The organism is Kribbella sp. NPDC050820 (assembly GCF_040653975.1).
Taxonomy (GTDB): domain Bacteria; phylum Actinomycetota; class Actinomycetes; order Propionibacteriales; family Kribbellaceae; genus Kribbella.
The window spans coordinates 58,660-59,088 of sequence record NZ_JBFAHB010000058.1 but is presented as its reverse complement, the minus strand read 5'-3'; positions in this window follow the sequence as shown (position 1 = coordinate 59,088).

The following is a 429-nucleotide window of genomic DNA, read 5'->3' as shown; positions in this document are numbered from 1 at the left end:
CGCTGGACCGTACACCGCCCCAACCCCACCACCATCCAATGGACCACCCCCAACGGCTTCACCTTCACCATCGACCCCACCGGCACCCACCGCACTCCAAACCCCTGAACCCAGCAAGCCCGTCAGCGCGCCTGGCGTCGTGGTGGATGAACCTGAACCGCCGGCCGGCAGCGTCGGCGGTGCCGTGCTGGAGGCATGTGAGCCGCCAGTCCGCGTGGCGGCGTGTTGGAGGACCCTGAAGCCAGGAAGCCCGTTAGCGCGCCTGGCGTCGTGGTGGATGAACCTGAACCGCCGGCCGGCAGCGTCGGCGGTGCCGTGCTGGAGGCATGTGAGCCGCCAGTCCGCGTGGCGGCGTGTTGGAGGACCCTGAAGCCAGGAAGCCCGTTAGCGCGCCTTGCTCATGCTGGAGAACCTGAACCGCCGGCCGGC